Consider the following 17,982-nt stretch of genomic DNA (forward strand, 5'->3'; position numbering starts at 1 on the left):
TTGAAAAAGATAACGACTTTATCGGATATGTGATTTATCATGATTACGATTCAGAGAGTGTCGAGATTGGATGGGTTTTAGAACCTTCCTTTTGGGGGCTGGGGATTGCAACATGCTTGACATCAGGTATGATAGCAAAAGCTAGAAACTCAGGTAAACAGGTAGTGATTGAATGTGTACCTGAACAAAAAAGTAGTATTCGGATAGCTGAAAAATATGGATTTCAAAAGTGTGGTATTATCGATGGACTGATGATATATCGTTTGTAGAGGTAAATCCAAGTTTGTTTAAATTATCGAATAGTGTGAAAACAAAGCTCATAACTTTAAGACCTGAAAATCTTTCAGCTATGTGCTTTTTCTGTGCTTATTTTATATCTGGCTGAATATTAGCAGATATACCTTTTCTATAAAACTTTACAGTGCTTTCTTTATGCCACTGCAGCCTCTGGATGGAGCGAAATACGCAGATATTCAGGTAGTCTTGCTTCAAAATCAGTAGTAAAAGCAGTCAATTGCTCATCGTTTTGCTTCAAGATCACCTGAAGGCTTGTCATCAAGGTATTCATCAGAATGCCAAGTGATCTGCTGAAAGTAATGTCTGCTATTTCATCGACAAGGAAGAAGAACAACTCGCCAAGGGTTCTCTGATTTTCATTTTGACGTTGCTCCATTGCAATTAACATATATCTGGTAAGCACAATAGCTATGTGGGCTGTTAGTGCATCATAGGATAAGCTATGGCATTCTCCTTTCCTACCATAACACAGACAGAAAGCAGATACTTTGATTTGCCACGGCGCTTTTTGTTCCGGGAATAGATATCTTTGATATTTATATCTTTTGCCGAAATGTCATTGCGGTATGCCGTTTTATGCTCTATAATAGTAGATATTTTAAACGGCAGTGCATGTTTATTTGACAAAAAAGCTCCAGAAAGAGATAGTGCCAGTGAGAGGCTTGCCTGTACTGAACAGCTTATTGCTTCGGTAGAGAAGGATGGGGTAGAAGGGATTCAGACAGAAGTGGATAAGAACAGTCTGGATGATGGTTAAGTTATTTTATCAGATTTGAGGTCGCAAATTGCGACTTCAAGTTAAAATATGGAGATATTTATGGCAGAAGATAAAAATCTTGTCATAGAAGATAATAAAGAAATACAGAGTATGATTTATACCTTTAGGGGTAGGCAGGTAATGCTTGACAGTGACCTTGCTAGGCTGTATCAGGTAGAAACTAAATATTTAAATAGGCAGAGAAATAGGAATGCTGAAAGATTTCCAGAAGATTTCTGTTTTCAGTTGTCAAAAGAAGAATATGAGATTTTGAAGTGCCAAAATGTCACCTCAAAAAAAGAAAATGGTTCAGGTGGTAGAAGATATCTTCCTTATGTTTTTACAGAACAGGGAATTGCAATGCTTTCGTCAGTTCTTAAAAGTGAAGTAGCAGCTAAAGCAAGTATAAATATAATGAGAGCTTTTGTAGAAATGCGTAAGTTTCTTATATCAAATAATGAAATGTTTGCTCGTCTTGATAGAGTTGAGTTAAAGCAATTGGAAACAGATAAAAAGTTGGAAGAAGTCTTTGACTACATAGCCACAACAAAAGAGGTGAAACAGAAAATCTTTTTCAACGGTCAGATATATGATGCTTTCAGCCTAATGGTGGAAATTGTAGAAAAGGCAGAAAAAGAGCTCATACTGATAGACAACTATGTTGATGTAAATACTCTTAACATATTGAGTAAGAAGAAAGATGGAGTAAACGTGTTAATTGTAACATCTGGGAATGGAAACCTTACTGATAAAGACGTTGCTAAGCTTAACTCACAGTATCCGAAGCTGGCAGTTAAAATAAGTAAAGATTTCCATGACAGATTTATTATCATAGACAGAAAAGAGGTTTACCATGTAGGAGCATCTATTAAGGATGCAGGGAAGAAAAGTTTTGGAATTACGAAGTTAGAAGAGCAGGACTTGATAGACAGTCTTTTAGGTAAGGTGCGATAATATCGGGCATCAGCTCCGTTTTTGCGTTGCTCAGAGGCGCATTGCGAAGCAGCTAAGCCTATGAGCAATGCAAAAAGGTAGGAGCGTCACTTAGTAAGATAAAAATCAGAATTAAAAGACATAATTGAAGGTCGTAGGTTGAAAATTCAAAATGGATGAACCGCCTACATAAAGGGACATCAAAATAGGCAAGACCTAACTGACATCATATTGTAAATGAACTAAGGGGGAAAATGGAGGATTTTATGGAAACATATAAAATAGCACATTTTGGAACTTTTGATGCATCTGAATTGGACTCGGAAATTATAGCAATCTATAACAACGATTTAGAAGCATTGAAAAAACTGCTTGGTAAAAAAATAAACAAGATTATTAAAATAAAGGGAAAATATACCGAATCATTTACTCCGTTAGAAATGGCGCTGTACTTAAACAAAAAGGATATAATCAAATACTTATATGAAAACAATGCTTCGTACAAAGGTAAATTCCACCCTAAGCCGATTGAAATTGCTCTAAGGTGTTGCGATGCCGAAACAGTTCTTATGTTTAAAAATGATTTGGAAAGTATGGACGAAGAGAAAAAAGCCGAACTATTGAAAACGATTTTTTGGGGAGATAATAAGGCAGAAAACATAGAGGCTTTGGAGAGTCTTGGCATCACCATCTCTAAATACGGCGGGCTTATGTTAAGATATTCAGCTTTTAATAATGATATTGAAACGGTGAGACTTTTCTTAGAAAAGGGAGCAGATGTAAATTATCACAAAGCAGACTCGGTTTTCTCCGATACAAGCACACCTATCATAAAAGCCGCGCTGTGCAATAATCTTGAAATTGTCCGTTTGCTTGTAAAGTATGGAGCTGACATAAGCATAGAAAACAAGCGCGGAGAAAGACCGTATTCCATCGCTGTTAAAAATGATAACAGAGAAATGATAGAGCTTTTAGCAAAATACGAAACAAGAGATTTACACAGTATTGAAAGCAAGGATACTGTGCTAAAAAAGTATAAATTGCCGAATAGTCTGGTCGAATTTCTTAAAGGAGACAAACTCAAGATAAAAATTGTCGGTGACAAGTATTGCAAATTTATTCGTTTTTACTCTTACCATGACACCGTAGAAACGAAATGGAAAAGGAAAAAAGTGCTGTCATTGGTGGCAGAAGTTGATAATTACAGTGCTGTCGATATAGTTTGGCACCATGATAAACAAATGATTTGCGCTATTGACGAGGAACATGAGACTTTTACTCCCCTTGCCCCTTGGGAAGAGTTTTATATGAATATGGGAAAATATGTTTTGGCATACTTGAATGGAGATATGAATACTTAAAGAAAATGAATTAAAGGAGACCAGCTATGAAAGATTTTAATAAGTACAAATTATTAAGCAAAGGGAAAGTATTTGGTGATAGGGCTAAAATTGCCTTATTATTACTATATAGCAGCACAGCTTATGAAGAGCTAAAAGACGAAGGAGCGCAAACCTCAGTTGCCGGAAGTTATGGCTGTATAGGTGGTGATCCGGCTGCAACACTTTAGCCAGTTCTTAAAAGTGAAATAGCAGATAAAGCAAGTATAAATATTGAGTACAAAAAGGAAGTAAAAAGAGTGAAAATATTTATTATAGAAGATGAGATGACAATCAGGGAGGAACTAATCGAGCTTCTTCAAAAATATGGATATGAGTGTAGCAGCAGTAACGATTTTCGCCATATCTCAGAAGTGGCGCTTTCCTCAGGGGCAGACTTAATCCTCCTTGACATCAATCTACCCTATCAGGACGGCTTCCAGGTATGCAGAGAAATAAGACAGAAATCAACGCTTCCCATCATTGTTCTCACCAGCAGAAACAACGACTTTGACGAACTGATGAGTCTAAACACTGGAGCTGACGATTATATATCAAAGCCATATAATGCACAGGTTCTTCTGGCACGAATACAAAAACTTCTGAAGAGAACATATGATGTGCAGGACAATGTTATAATTACCTACAAGGGACTGACCTTAAACGTACTTAAAGCTGAAATAAGCTACAAAGGGCAGAGTAAAGCACTTACCAAAAATGAAATGGGGATTTTACGGATGCTTATGATGAATAAGGGGAATATCATTCCACGTGATGCCATCATTGATGAGCTATGGCAGAGTGAGGAGTTTATTGACGAAAATACCCTGAATGTAAATATTGTGCGCTTGAGAAAAACACTTGCAGAGATAGGCCTGCCTGATTATCTGAAAACAAAGCGCGGACTGGGGTATTGCATATGAGGATGTCAGAATATCTAAAGGACCGTATTTTCTCTTTGATGTGTATGTTTGTATCTATGGTTCTGCTCTTTGCCCTTCTTTGGCTAATTGGAACAGCTACAGTCTTTGTTCTGTTTGCAGAAGTGGTTTTTGCTACAGCGTATGTGACATCACTTGTCTATGATTTTATCCGCAAGAGTGGATACTATAAGCTGCTTTTGAAAATGTTAGAGCAGATGGAAGAAAAGACGCTTCTAGGAGAACTCCTCTCACATCCTGGATTTTTAGAGGGACAGCTTCTGATAGAGGTGTTGCACCGCTGCAATAAATATCAAAATGACAGGATAGCCGCTGCCAGACAGGATACCAGAGAATATAGAGAGTACATTGAGTCCTGGGTACATGAGATTAAGACACCGATTACGTCAGCACGTCTTATGATTGAAAATGAAAAGAATCCAACGACACTGCGCATCAATGATGAAATAGGTAAGATTGAAAACTACGTGGAACAGGCTTTGTATTACGCTCGTAGTACTGATGTGGAGAAAGACTTTAAGGTAGAGAAAACTTCCTTACAGGCAATAACTGTAGCAGCGCTGAAGTCATACTCCAAACCACTGATACAGGCGGGTGGAAAGCCGGTTATGGAAGGGCTTGATATTCCTGTTACAGCAGATATCAAGAGTTGTACTTTTATCATCGGGCAGATGATTTCCAATGCAATCAAGTATCGAAAAGATGGACTGCAAATCACATTTACAGGTAGAGCTGAAAAAAACAGAGTGCTGCTTTTGGTCTCGGACAATGGAATTGGGATATCGGAAGCTGATTTACCTAGGATATTTGATAAGGGATTTACGGGTGAAAATGGACGCCGCTATTCAAAGTCAACAGGCATTGGCTTATATCTTTGTAAAAAAATGTGTGAAAAAATGAATATCGGGCTTTCTGCTTCCAGTACGTCTGGGAGAGGGACTACCATAACGATGGATTTTCCTACTGAAAGCTACTTGAAAGAGGCGGGGGTGTAGATTCCTGCTTCTTTTATTATTATATCTTTAGATTACATTTTTGTAAGGTAAATGTAATCTAACTTAATGGCATAGTCAGATGTATTAAAGTAGAATAAAGGTACAAAAACAAAGGGCCTTTGAGAAAGGAGTAAGACAAATGGAAAATACAATATTACAGGTAGATGATATCCAAAAATTTTATGGCAACAAGGGAAATTTGACTAAGGCTATTGATCACATTTCTTTGTCCGTGAAAAAGGGAGAATTCCTAGGGATTATGGGAGCTTCAGGCTCAGGAAAACTACATTGCTAAACTGTATATCTACTATAGACACTGTCACAAGCGGACATATTTACATAGAGGGGAAGGATATTACAGAACTTCATGGAGCTATGCTGTCGGAGTTTCGAGGGAAAAAACTGGGATTTATATTTCAGGATTTTAATCTTTTAGATACGCTGACTGCTTATGAAAATATTTCACTTGCACTGTCTATAGCGGGTATGAAGTCAGTGGACATTAACGAGAGAGTATTACAGGTTGCAAAGGCACTGAATATTCAAGAAGTGTTAGAAAAGTATCCTTATCAGATGTCAGGAGGCCAGCAGCAACGTGTAGCAGCGGCGAGGGCAATAGTGACAAATCCCGCTATAGTACTGGCAGATGAGCCGACAGGGGCACTGGATACGAACTCTTCAAGGATGTTGTTGACTATGTTAACCGAGCTTAACGAACAACTGGATGCCACCATTCTAATGGTAACTCATGACGCTTTTTCAGCGAGCTATTGTAAACGCATACTTTTTATCAAGGACGGTAAGGTTTTTAATGAACTGCATCGTGGCGAGGATACCCGCAAAGAGTTTTTTGCAAAGATACTTGAAGTGGTGTCAGTACTGGGAGGTGAAAAATGATTTCACTAAAGCTGATTTTTCGAAATGTTCACAAGAACGTAAGGGAATATTTTATTTATTTTTTAACGCTGATGTTCTCGGTAAGCCTCTTTTACGCGTTTAACTCGATATCTGCTCAGCCGGCACTTTCTAATCTTGGTGTCACCAGAAAGGTCTTATATGAACAGCTGGTTATACTGATATCTGCACTTTCGATTGTGATTGCTGTGGTGCTGGCGTTTTTAATTATTTATGCAAATCAATTCCTATTAAAAAGACGTAAAAAGGAATTGGGCCTTTACATGTTGCTTGGGATGAAGAAGGGACAGATCTCAAGACTGTTTGCGGGCGAAACTCTATGTATTGGAAGTATTGCACTTGCAGTGGGATTGGTTTTGGGCTTTGCCATCTCACAGGGAGTTTCGCTGGCAGCACTAAGGCTCTTTGCAGTAGAATTGGACAAATTTCAGGTTGTATTTTCTGCAAAGGCACTTTTTATGACTGCCTTATGTTTTGCAATTATCTTCCTGATTGTACTGCTCTTTAATGTCTGGTCGGTTACAAATGTAGAGTTGATTGACCTGATAAGGGCAGACAGAAAAAATGAAATGATGAAGTCAGGAAAGCCGGTACTTACAGCCTGCTTGTTTATACTTTCCATAATAGGTATTGGAGCTTCTGCCATTTTGTTTAATAAGAATGGGATATTGCCGACGAAGGAGAATTTCTCTTTTCAAATTGCGGTCTCAAGTTTAACTGTGGGAACCTTCCTTTTGTTTTTCACCTTGTCCACAGTTTTGATAAGGCTCTCAAAAGCTAATAGGGCTTTTTATCTGAAGGGCTTAAATACATTTCTTGTGCAGCAGATTGCAAGCAAAATCCGCACAAATTATCTAATTGTTACTATTGTATGCGGACTTCTCACCGTTACCATTTGTACAGTGTCAATCGGTGCAAGTACAGCGCTTACAATGAATCAGTTAGCCAAGGAAGCGGCTCCTTATGACCTAAATGTGGTTTCAAATATTTCTGTAGACGGAGATGGGGACATTGCAGCATATCTTGCAAAAAAAGGAGCCGGACTGGATAAATACGCCGAGAAGATGGAGCAGATTAGCTCGTATGAGACTGACCTTACCTATGGAGAGTATTTTAATGGTCAGAGGTTGGAGCTTTGGCAAATTGATGAAGAGCTTCCCGAACAAAAGATTGATGCATTTGCCTTATCGGATGTCAACAAAGCACTTAAAATGCATGGGAAGAAGCCACTCACGTTAAAGGAAGATCAATATCTGATAAACTGCAATTATAAAGGGACTTATGCCTATATAGATACCGCACTAAAGATGCATCCGGAAGTCACGATAAATGGAGAGGTATTACATAGGGCTTCTGATGAAGTGATGCAGGATACATTTATCATGACTAGTATTGGTAACAATGACAGGGGGACATTAATCATTCCTGATAAGATTGCTAATGGCCTTAAGAAAGACATGAATGCACTTTTGGTACGGTATAAGCCTGATGTAAACTCCAATGAAGTACTGAAAAAAATGATACCAATTGGACTGGATAAAACACACGGATATAGATACGCAGAAAAGAACATAATGTATGAAATGTATTACGGAACCAATGCGTTGATGAGCTTCTTATGCTGCTATCTTGGTATAATCTTTCTTTTAATCTGCGCAGCTCTACTTGCATTAAAACAGCTTACAGAGACGACCGACAATGTCAGCCGTTATGGGCTGTTGCAAAAATTAGGAGCGGCAAAAGGAGATATAAGTAGAGCCATTTTTGTACAAACAGCGGTATTTTTTGCTCTTCCTTTGATGGTTGCAGGCATCTACTCTGTTTTTCTTACAGAAAAGGCGATGACTGTTGTAGAAAAATTTATGAATATCCATATTTCAACCAATATAGGATTAACTGTGATTATGTTCCTTATTATTTACGGAGGATATTTCCTTGCAACCTATCTGTCAGCTAAACGTATGGTGACAGAGTAAAAGAAACGGAGGTATAAAGATGTTTGAAAATGTTAATATGAATGGTGTATTTCATAGTATTGTTGATACCTGGCTGCCTGTAATCGGAGTAGTGGCTGCTGTGATTATAGTTATAACAGTTGTCAGTGTGATACGTAAAAAGAAAAAACACTGAGAACAATTTAAGACTAAGTGTAAAATGTAGTACTGATTCAAAAAACTGTACTGTAAAGGTAAATATATTCTTGTAAGCAAACCTCCCATATTTTAGGTGGGAGGTTTTTATGAATGTGGCGATACAAATTCTAATTTTATACATGTGGAGACGGTAGTATTGATTACTAAGAAGGGCTGATATAAACACCATATAAGGCTTTTTTATTAAAACATAATTGCGGAGTCCGCAAAAATTTTTCGAGTTACTCTTGATAAAAAGCTGAAATTTGGTTATAATCAGTACAAAAAATAAATGCGGAATCCGCAAAAAAATCTTAATAGGTGAAATGATATGGAATTTAGCAGACTTGAATATATGCAAAAGTTGATATCCAAAATGCATAATGGAAGAGTAAAGATTATTACAGGAATCAGAAGATGCGGGAAGTCTTATCTTTTGTTTGAATTGTTTACACGTTATCTTCAAGAAGAAGGAATTGCTGCCAATCAGATAATTACACTTGCTCTCGATGAGTTTAGAAATGCTAAATACAGAAATCCCATGGAATTAGACAAATATATCAGAGAACAGATAACTGATAAAAGTAAGCAATACTACATTTTGATTGATGAAATACAGTTTGTGTCGGAAATTCAAAACCCATATGTTGAAAGTCGTGATGCAAAGCTTACCTTTGTGGATGTAGTGCTAGGGCTAATAAAAATAAAAAATGCGGATGTCTATATTACCGGCAGCAACTCAAAGATGCTTTCAAGTGATGTTTTAACTCAGTTTCGCGACCGTGGAGATGAAATACGTGTTTATCCACTATCCTTTACAGAGTTTCATGAGATGTATGAAGGGAATGAGCGTGATGCCTGGGTGGATTACTACACATATGGGGGCATGCCTATCGTATCCTCCCTACCGTCACATGAAGAAAAAAGTCAATATTTGAGAAATCTGTTCAAAAGAACATATATAAAAGATGTTGTTGAAAGATACAATATACAGAACGATACAGCGGTGTTAGAGGATTTGTTAAACATTACTGCATCTGCTGTGGGCTCACTTACAAATCCGACTAAACTTTCAAAGACCTTTTTGAGCGAAAAACAGATCAAAATCAGTTCCGCAACTATTGACAAATATCTTGATTATTTTGTAGATGCATTCCTTATCTATCGAGCTAATAGATATGATGTAAAGGGAAAGAGATATATGCAGACTCCGCTGAAATATTACTATACCGATGTAGGTTTGCGGAATGCGAGACTGGGGTTCAGGCAACAGGAAGAAACCCATATTATGGAAAATGTACTTTATCTAGATTTGATTAGAAGAGGATATGATGTAGATGTAGGTGTCGTGGAGCAAAACATCAAAACGCCTGAAGGAAAGAAATTGCGAAAACAGCTTGAAGTTGATTTTGTTGTCAATCGAGGAGATGAGCGTTATTACATCCAATCAGCATTATCTGTTGCCGAACCTGAAAAGAGGAAGCATGAAATAGAGTCGTTGATTCGAATCCCGGATTCGTTTAAGAAGATAGTAATAACAAGAGACTACATCAAACCCTGGATAGATGAAAATGGTATACAGTATGTTGGTGTTGAGCAATTTCTGCTTGATAAAAATGCTCTGAGTGTGTAACCGCTCCTACCTTTTTGCGTTGCTCATAGGCTTAGGTGCTTCGCAATGCGCCACTGAGCAACGCAAAAACGGAGCTGACTTCTATGATTTTATTGAAAAATCATATTAGCCACAAGAGAGGGCAGGTGGGGTAGGCAGGTAATGATTGACAGTGACCTTGCTATGCTGTATCAGGTAGAAACTAAATATTTAAATAGGCAGAGAAATAGGAATGCTGAAAGATTTCCAGAAGATTTCTGTTTTCAGTTGTCAAAAGAAGAATATGAGATTTTGAGGTGCCAAAATGTCACCTCAAAAAATGAAAATGCTTCAGGTGGTAGAAGATATCTTCCTTGTGTTTTTACAGAACAGGAAATTACGAATCTGGAAGTAGAAGAACTGACGAAAAGCCTTTTAGCTAAAGTATAGTAGACAATATATTAGGGAGTAGTTACATAAATTAAAGGAGGCTGTATGAAAGATTTTAATAAGTACAAATTATTAAGCGAAGGAAAAGCATTTGGAGATAGGGCTAAAATTGCCTTATTATTACTTGATAGCAGCACAGCTTATGAAGAGCTAAAAGAAGAAGGGGCGAAAACCTCAGTTGCCGGAAGTTATGGCTGTATAGGTGGAGATCCTGCTTCAATACTTGAGATGCTTACAATAGAATTGATATGCCGTAATCCTCGTGATACCTGGTATTTGCCTGACGATGTAAAATATTGGGACAGACGCTTTGGCAGTTTGTTTGAAACAAAGTTTTTTTGCTATGATGACGATGTAGAAACCTGGAGTAAGATACTATATAAATACTTTATAAAGCTAAAGTGGATGCCTAAAAGGGAAGATTATACTTCGACAAAAAGCTATAATAATGTCTGGGGATATTTTGCAGAGCTCTTAGCCGTTGTAAAAGAAAATAATCACCCTGAATTTAATAAATATTATGAGATTGCTACCCAAAACGGTATGAGTGAAGTGGTATTTGAAAGAAAGATAAAGGAGCTTTCTGAAATAAAACATTCATTTATAAAAGATTAAATATTACCTTGTTAAAACTTTACAAAATTAACCCCCATTGCCATAAACATCATAATCCATTATAATTATATTCATCTTTAGCTAAGGCTGTTACCTGTCAAAGTAAAAAACTGTGACAGAGTCTGCCTGATTGAAGTGAGAATAATTGTACCAGGAGGAAATTTTATGTATTGGTTTTATACAGATATCCCATTGTTTATAGGCGTAATTCTTACTATGATTGCATCTTTTTACTTAAAGAGCACATATAGGAAATACAGTCAGGTTTCAAACAGTAGAGGGATGACAGGGGCAGATTGTGCTATGATGATTCTTCGCAATGCGGGGATAAATGATGTAAGTGTTCAGTATATTCCGGGAAGCCTTACCGACCACTATTCTCCAAATGAGAAGGTTCTTAGACTTTCTGAGAGTGTCTACGGTTCTACTTCAGTAGCGGCACTTGGTGTGGCAGCACACGAATGTGGCCATGCTATTCAAGACAAAGAGGGATATGCACCCCTTAAACTTAGGTCAGTATCAGTACCTGTAGCAAATATAGGCTCTATGCTTTCCTGGCCACTCATTTTAATAGGTCTTGCAATGGGCTATATGGGGCTTGCGCAGATAGGTGTTATATTGTTTACTTTTGTGGTTTTATTTCAGCTCATTACCCTACCTGTTGAGTTTGACGCATCAAGAAGGGCAATGATTGCTCTTGAAGAACAGAACATATTAGCTGGCAGTGAGTTAAGTGACGCAGGTAAGGTCTTAAGAGCGGCAGCCTTGACTTACGTTGCAGCCCTGCTTTCATCCATTTTGCAGCTATTAAGGCTTATAATGCTTACCAGAGGCGGAAGAAGGAGATAATAGTTTGTGGATGAATAACGCCTCGAAAAAAATATACACATCTTTGTAAAATTTTAAATACCTCTGTATTTATTCATGAAAATTTGTTATTCTAATAGATGGTAAACATTTATATAGTGGCTAGAGGAGAAAGAAATGACTATTTATTCCGTATTTTCGCTGTTAGGCGGACTTGCATTCTTCCTTTTTGGTATGAACGTGCTCTCGGGAAGCCTTGAAAAGGTGGCGGGAGGAAAGCTTGAGACAAGCCTTAGGAAGCTTACCTCAAATGTGTACATGAGTTTATTCTTAGGAGTTGCAATTACAGTTGCCCTGCAGTCATCATCAGCACTCACCGTTATGCTGGTCGGACTTGTAAACTCAGGAATCATAACACTTTCACAGACCATCTTCGTTATATTTGGTGCGAATGTCGGCAAGACTGCTACATCATGGCTGCTTTCCCTAAACAGCATACAGACGGATAACTTTTTCATATCATTATTAAAGCCTGCTAACTTCTCGCCTATAATGGCGTTTGTTGGCGCATTTATGATGATGGCTTGCAAGTCGCAGAAAAAGAAAAACTTGGGCACGGTTCTTATCGGCTTTGCCCTCCTTATGCATGGAATGGGCATGATGAGTGATTCTATGTCTCCTCTTGCGAAAATGCCGGAATTTACAAGTGTGCTTACAGCATTTAACAATCCTATCATAGGTGTGTTAATCGGTGCTGTGTTTACGGGTATCATCCAGTCCTCAGCGGCTTCGGTCGGTGTACTTCAGGCGCTTTCACTTACAGGCTCCATTACCTTTGGTATGGCCATTCCTATTATCATGGGTGAAAATATCGGTACCTGCGTGACATCTCTCCTTTCATCCATCGGAGTAAAAAGAGATGCAAAGAGAGTGGCCATAGTCCACATAAGCTTTAATATAATCGGAACGGTAGTATGTCTTGTGATATACTTCTTGCTTAGATACTTTGTTCAGCTTACCATTTTTGACAAGCCGATTAGCATAATTGCAATAGCTATCTTCCATACAAGTTTTAATATATTTACAACCTGCATACTCCTGCCGTTTAATAAGGTACTCCTAAAAATTGCCTATGCTGTGGTTAAGGATGAGGGTGCAGAGAAGGAAGCTGAGAAGGAAGTGCTTTTCGATGAAAGACTTTTACTTTCTCCCGGACTTGCTATCTCACAGGCAAGAAGTAAGGTGAAGGAAATGAGCCGCCTTGCAAGTGCGAATATAAATAGAACACTTGAAAACTTTGAGAATTTTAGCAACAAGAAGAGCGAAGAAATCAAAAAGGCTGAGGCTACCCTTGATTATCTTGAAGACGAGATTGGGTCCTTCCTTATCAAGCTTTCGTCAAAAGAAGTAAATGATGTGGAAGGTAATACCATATTTGAAATGCTCCACTGCATCAATGACTTTGAGAGAATAGGCGACCATGCCATAAACCTTAACAAGATAGCGAAGGAGCTTAAAGAAAAAGAACTGAACTTCTCAGACTATGCTCTTGATGACTTTAAGGTGCTTCATGGGGCGCTTTCGGAAATCCTTGATATGACTGTAGAATGCTTTGCAAAGGATGATGAGAATAAGGCGGGCGAGATAGAACCTCTTGAACAGGTCATTGACGGAATTACTAGAGAAATGAAAGACAGACATATCAAGAGACTTCAGGCAGGCAAATGCAGCGCTGAACTTGGTATATATCTTACTGATATAATCTCTAACTGCGAGAGGGTTTCAGACCACTGTTCCAATATTGCGGTTTGCATTATTCAAAGTAAGACCTCTTCTTTTGAGACTCACGGCTACTTAAATGAGCTAAAGAGCAGCAAAAGTGAAGCATTTACAGCAAGATACGAGGCATACAACAATAAATACAGACTTTCTGATGAATTTATGTCTTAATGACTTGACTTTAATACTGAAAAGAGTATATTCTTAAAAGGTCGGTTAGAAATGGCTAATAATAGAACGAAGGTAGAGAAATGTTTTTTGATAAAATAGGCAGGAATGATGATTGCTGGTGTGGAAGTGGCAATAAATATAAGCACTGTCATCAGCAATTTGATGAAAAGCTGGCTGAATTAAAGAGTGCAGGACATAAAATACCTACACATAAGATGATTAAAAATGCAGCTCAGATAGAAGGAATCAGAGAGGCGGGCAAGGTAAACAATGCAATACTTGATGAGGTTGCATCAAAAATCAAAATGGGAATGAGCACCGAAGAAATCAATTCTATAGTTGTAGAAGCAACTGCAAGGCTGGGTGGAATAGCGGCTCCTCTTAACTATGAGGGCTTCCCAAAGAGTGTATGCACCTCTATTAATGATCAGGTTTGCCACGGTATCCCTTCCGCAGAGGACATATTGGAAGACGGAGACATAGTAAATGTAGATGTAACTACCATATATAAGGGCTATTACGCAGATGCTTCAAGGATGTTCCTTATAGGAGATGTCCTCCCTGAGGATAAAGAGCTGGTAAAGGTAGCAAGAGAGGCTATAGATGTAGGCCTGTCTGTGGTAAAGCCTTGGAACTGCCTAGGCGATGTGGGACAGGCAATCAATGACTTTGCCAAGGCACACGGGTACTCAGTTGTACGTGAGATAGGCGGTCATGGCGTAGGGCTGGAGTTCCACGAAGACCCTTGGGTAAGCTATGTAAGTAAAAAGAATACAGGCTATGTGCTTGCGCCAGGCATGGTATTTACCATAGAACCTATGATAAATGAGGGCAGGGCGGAAATATTTATAGATGAGTCAAATGAGTGGACAGTATATACCGAAGACGGCTCCTACTCAGCACAGTGGGAAGTTACAGTTGCTGTTACGGAAGATGGGTATGAGATTTTAGCATCGTAGTTATATGCATAGCGGTTTGTACACATTTTACCCGTGCAAAGTGTTGTAGTAAGGTTCTTATTTAATTCACAGTTACATGTATAATGAAAAGGAATAAAATGAAAATTAAAATTAAAGAAAAGGCAGTTTTTGCTGTATTATCTATGGTTTTCTCCTTTGCTTTTTTGCAGGGGTTAACGGCTGAGACAGTGAAAGCTAATGAAACAAAAGCAAGAATAATAGTGGCAGAAGCTATAGTTAGCGAAGGGGCGGTAGAAGCAACAAGCCCTGATGCTATAAATGCTACACATTCTGCCATAACCACAACTTCTCCTGCCATATCGACATCTCCTGCAGTTTCTACCCAGAGTGGTATCAATGATGGAGATGATGAGGAAATCACAGAAATAGAAGCGGATGATGAATTCTCTGTTGGTGGAGTATTTTACACAGTTACAGAGATAAAAAACGGAAAGGTCTATGTAGGAGTCTCAGGAGTTGTAAATGACAGGGCAACGACAGTTTTCATCCCTAAGAAGATAAAATTCAAAGGTAATGAAATGACAGTTACTTCCATAGAGGAGGACGGATTTTCCTATATGGAAAGGCTTAGGAAGATTGTTATTTATGCAGACATTGTTAAAATAGGCAATGATGCCTTTAAGGATGCGGTTAAGTTTGACAGGTTTGTTATAAGGACAACTAAGCTTAAAAAAGCAGGAAAGAATATATTTAAGAATGTAAGCAAAAAGATGATTATAGAAGTGCCTAAAAAATCACTTTCCTCATATAGGAAGCTGTTTAAGAACAAGGGAGTCAGGGTTAAGGAAATTAGGGTGATTAAGAAGTAATACCTGGTTAGGAGATGATAGTGAACGATTTTATATTAAGCTGCTGTTCGACTGCTGATTTATCCGCATCTCACTATGAGAAGAGGAATATTAAAACTATTCCTTTTCATTTTAGTCTTGATGGCGTAGAGTACCTGGATGATGGAAGTATGTCTATAGATAAGTTTTATAAAGAAATGGCGGCAGGAAAGATGACATCTACCTCTCAGGTAAATGTTGAAGAATATGAGAATTATTTTGAAGAATTTCTAAAAGAGGGCAAGGACATTTTGCACCTCACCCTATCTTCGGGCATCTCAGGGACTTATAATTCTGCAATGCTTGCAAAGGATGAGCTAAGTGAAAAATATCCGGATAGAAAGATATTTATAGTGGACAGCCTCGCAGCAAGTTCAGGCTATGGACTGCTTATGGACAAACTTGCAGACATTAAAGATGAGGGTAGGACTATAGAAGAAGTAAGGGACTTTGCCATAGAGAACAGGCTTAGGCTAAACCATTGGTTCTTCTCTACAGATCTTACCTACTATGTAAGAGGAGGCAGGATATCAAAGGCAGAAGGGTTTATAGGCAATGTGCTTGGCATCTGTCCACTGCTTTATGTGAACAGAGAAGGCAAACTTAAGCCATACGAGAAGGTAAGAACAAAAAAGAGAGTCTATAGTAGGATGGTTGAAATGATGGAAAAGCTTGCAGACGATGGAACAGACTACTCAGACAAATGTTATCTGTCAATGTCTGCCTGTATTGATGATGCACAGAGGGTGGCATTGCTTATTGAAGATAGATTTAAGAAAATCAAGAATAAAATTCTCATTAACAATATAGGAACTACAATTGGCAGTCATACAGGCCCTGGCACTGTTGCGTTGTTTTTCTGGGGTAAAGAGAGAGGCGAGTAAAAAAATATTGACTACTCGCCTTTTCTGTGCTATATTGATATAGCGAGATGAAAGAGGTCTTTTTTTTATGCCTAAAAACAAGGTAATTTTAAAGCGGAGGTGAAATTAATGCGAGTTAAAATCACACTGGCATGTACAGAGTGTAAACAGCGTAACTACAATACGATGAAGGAAAAGAAACTTCATCCGGAAAGAATGGAAACAAAGAAGTATTGCAGATTCTGCAAGAGACATACTTTACACAAAGAAACAAAGTAATTGTGTTAAGTTGAAAGGAATGTAGAATGGGAGAAAAGGCGAATAAGACAACTGAGAGTGCGGTTAAGACCGGTTTTGCTCAGGAAGTCAAGTCGGAGTTTAAGAAGATAATCTGGCCAAGCAAAGAGTCCCTTACAAAAGAGTCAGTTGCCGTAATAGCAACTACTATTGTACTCGGAGGCATTGTAGCCCTTTTGGACTTAGGCATCCAGTATTTAATCAATGGTGTTCTTTAATATTAAAAAAAGGTGATTATATGGCAGAAACTAATTGGTACGTGGTACATACTTACTCAGGATATGAGAATGCAGTCAAAGATGACATTGAAGCAACTATCAAAAGCAGAGAATTACAGGACGAGATAAAAGAAGTTCTCGTGCCAACTGAAGAAGTTACCATCATTAGAAGTGGTAAGGACAGTAAGAAGGGCAAACCTACACCAAGAAAGCTTTATCCCGGTTATGTATTCATCAACATGGTAATGAATGATGAAACCTGGTATGTTATCAGGAATACAAGGGGTGTTACAGGCTTTGTAGGTCCGGGATCTAAACCTGTTCCTCTTTCTGCTGAAGAAATGGATAAGATGTTAAATGGAATCCGCACTTCAGTTGAAGCAGATATTGAGGTTGGTGACTGGGTTAGAATAGTTACAGGTTCATTTAAGGATCAGGAAGGCGAAGTTATCGAGGTTGATCTTGATGAGAGACTTGTGACCATAAATATCAACTCTATGGGAAGAGATATGCCGGTAGAAATTAGTTTCACAGATATCAAGAAGATTTAACGGAGGTTATGATATGGCTAAGAAGGTCGAAGGTTATATAAAATTACAGATCCCTGCAGCGAAGGCTACACCAGCCCCTCCTGTAGGACCTGCACTTGGACAGCATGGTGTTAATATTGTCCAGTTTACAAAGGAGTTCAACGCACGTACAGCTAAGGATGAGGGTATGATTATCCCTGTAGTCATTACTGTATATGCTGACAGAAGCTTTAGTTTTGTTACAAAGACTCCTCCGGCACCGGTTCTTTTAAAGAAAGCGGCAAAGATTGAGACTGCATCAGGCGTACCTAACAAGAATAAGGTAGCTAAGATTCCTTCTTCTGAGGTAAGAAAGATTGCAGAGCTTAAGATGCCGGACCTTAATGCATCAAGCATTGAGGCAGCTATGAGCATGATAGCCGGCACAGCTAGAAGTATGGGTATTGTTATAGAAGACTAATTATTAGTCGTGATTATTTGATTTTAGTGTGAGTGGGAGACTGCA

General features: G+C 38.3%; 20 protein-coding genes and 2 pseudogenes. 21 read left to right on the forward strand and 1 reads right to left on the reverse strand.

Annotated elements, in window-relative coordinates:
- Positions 1–269: GNAT family N-acetyltransferase (locus ACO6HM_RS07435; protein ID WP_485390458.1), on the forward strand; the 269-nt coding region annotated here is incomplete at its 5' end.
- 161 nt (positions 270–430) lie between these two features.
- Here ACO6HM_RS07435 and ACO6HM_RS07440 read toward each other — a convergent pair.
- Positions 431–843: pseudogene (locus ACO6HM_RS07440) on the reverse strand (IS4 family transposase); the annotation flags it as partial.
- A 271-nt stretch (positions 844–1,114) separates the two neighbouring features.
- Here ACO6HM_RS07440 and ACO6HM_RS07445 point away from each other — a divergent pair.
- The 20 genes and pseudogenes from ACO6HM_RS07445 (at position 1,115) to rplK (ending at position 17,937) form a co-directional block, all read left to right on the forward strand.
- Positions 1,115–2,008 (forward strand): ORF6N domain-containing protein, encoded by an 894-nt coding sequence (locus ACO6HM_RS07445; protein ID WP_485390459.1) that lies wholly within the window; start codon positions 1,115–1,117, stop codon positions 2,006–2,008.
- 245 nt (positions 2,009–2,253) lie between these two features.
- Positions 2,254–3,348 (forward strand): ankyrin repeat domain-containing protein, encoded by a 1,095-nt coding sequence (locus tag ACO6HM_RS07450; RefSeq protein WP_485390460.1) that lies wholly within the window; start codon positions 2,254–2,256, stop codon positions 3,346–3,348.
- A 26-nt stretch (positions 3,349–3,374) separates the two neighbouring features.
- Positions 3,375–3,557: a hypothetical protein gene (locus ACO6HM_RS07455; protein ID WP_485390461.1), complete on the forward strand. Its 183-nt coding sequence runs from the start codon at positions 3,375–3,377 to the stop codon at positions 3,555–3,557.
- A gap of 69 nt (positions 3,558–3,626) precedes the next feature.
- Positions 3,627–4,289, forward strand: coding sequence for a response regulator transcription factor (locus tag ACO6HM_RS07460; protein WP_485390462.1), 663 nt, complete (start codon positions 3,627–3,629; stop codon positions 4,287–4,289).
- Positions 4,286–5,302, forward strand: coding sequence for a sensor histidine kinase (locus ACO6HM_RS07465; protein WP_485390463.1), 1,017 nt, complete (start codon positions 4,286–4,288; stop codon positions 5,300–5,302). The genes ACO6HM_RS07460 and ACO6HM_RS07465 overlap by 4 nt, the downstream gene beginning before the upstream one ends.
- Before the next feature lie 139 nt (positions 5,303–5,441).
- Positions 5,442–6,199, forward strand: a pseudogene (locus ACO6HM_RS07470) (ABC transporter ATP-binding protein).
- Positions 6,196–8,193, forward strand: coding sequence for an ABC transporter permease (locus tag ACO6HM_RS07475; protein WP_485390464.1), 1,998 nt, complete (start codon positions 6,196–6,198; stop codon positions 8,191–8,193). The pseudogene ACO6HM_RS07470 and the gene ACO6HM_RS07475 overlap by 4 nt, the downstream one beginning before the upstream one ends.
- A gap of 19 nt (positions 8,194–8,212) precedes the next feature.
- Positions 8,213–8,347, forward strand: coding sequence for a hypothetical protein (locus ACO6HM_RS07480; RefSeq protein ID WP_485390465.1), 135 nt, complete (start codon positions 8,213–8,215; stop codon positions 8,345–8,347).
- Positions 8,348–8,680: 333 nt separating this feature from the next.
- Complete coding sequence (locus ACO6HM_RS07485) at positions 8,681–9,982, forward strand: ATP-binding protein (RefSeq protein ID WP_485390466.1); 1,302 nt, start codon at positions 8,681–8,683, stop codon at positions 9,980–9,982.
- A gap of 141 nt (positions 9,983–10,123) precedes the next feature.
- Positions 10,124–10,390: an ORF6N domain-containing protein gene (locus tag ACO6HM_RS07490; protein ID WP_485390467.1), complete on the forward strand. Its 267-nt coding sequence runs from the start codon at positions 10,124–10,126 to the stop codon at positions 10,388–10,390.
- Between the two features lie 45 nt (positions 10,391–10,435).
- Positions 10,436–11,005 (forward strand): hypothetical protein, encoded by a 570-nt coding sequence (locus ACO6HM_RS07495; protein ID WP_485390468.1) that lies wholly within the window; start codon positions 10,436–10,438, stop codon positions 11,003–11,005.
- A 165-nt stretch (positions 11,006–11,170) separates the two neighbouring features.
- Positions 11,171–11,854: a zinc metallopeptidase gene (locus ACO6HM_RS07500; protein WP_485390469.1), complete on the forward strand. Its 684-nt coding sequence runs from the start codon at positions 11,171–11,173 to the stop codon at positions 11,852–11,854.
- 135 nt (positions 11,855–11,989) lie between these two features.
- On the forward strand, positions 11,990–13,762 hold the full coding sequence (locus ACO6HM_RS07505; RefSeq protein WP_485390470.1) for a Na/Pi cotransporter family protein: 1,773 nt from the start codon (positions 11,990–11,992) through the stop codon (positions 13,760–13,762).
- A gap of 80 nt (positions 13,763–13,842) precedes the next feature.
- Positions 13,843–14,721, forward strand: a complete 879-nt coding sequence (locus ACO6HM_RS07510; RefSeq protein WP_485390471.1) for a methionyl aminopeptidase — start codon at positions 13,843–13,845, stop codon at positions 14,719–14,721.
- A 98-nt stretch (positions 14,722–14,819) separates the two neighbouring features.
- The gene (locus tag ACO6HM_RS07515) at positions 14,820–15,551 is read left to right on the forward strand and encodes a leucine-rich repeat protein (RefSeq protein ID WP_485390472.1); all 732 of its coding nucleotides are present in this window, start codon (positions 14,820–14,822) and stop codon (positions 15,549–15,551) included.
- A 14-nt stretch (positions 15,552–15,565) separates the two neighbouring features.
- Positions 15,566–16,453, forward strand: coding sequence for a DegV family protein (locus ACO6HM_RS07520; RefSeq protein WP_485390473.1), 888 nt, complete (start codon positions 15,566–15,568; stop codon positions 16,451–16,453).
- Positions 16,454–16,561: 108 nt separating this feature from the next.
- Positions 16,562–16,711: a 50S ribosomal protein L33 gene (rpmG, locus tag ACO6HM_RS07525; RefSeq protein ID WP_023356034.1), complete on the forward strand. Its 150-nt coding sequence runs from the start codon at positions 16,562–16,564 to the stop codon at positions 16,709–16,711.
- Positions 16,712–16,737: 26 nt separating this feature from the next.
- Complete coding sequence (gene secE / locus ACO6HM_RS07530; protein WP_485379129.1) at positions 16,738–16,947, forward strand: preprotein translocase subunit SecE; 210 nt, start codon at positions 16,738–16,740, stop codon at positions 16,945–16,947.
- 20 nt (positions 16,948–16,967) lie between these two features.
- Entirely contained in the window at positions 16,968–17,498 is a 531-nt protein-coding gene (nusG, locus tag ACO6HM_RS07535) for a transcription termination/antitermination protein NusG (protein WP_485390474.1), read from the forward strand.
- A 13-nt stretch (positions 17,499–17,511) separates the two neighbouring features.
- Positions 17,512–17,937, forward strand: coding sequence for a 50S ribosomal protein L11 (gene rplK, locus ACO6HM_RS07540; protein WP_208428014.1), 426 nt, complete (start codon positions 17,512–17,514; stop codon positions 17,935–17,937).
- Positions 17,938–17,982 lie beyond the last annotated feature (45 nt).

It is taken from the genome of Catonella sp. (genome assembly GCF_057250765.1).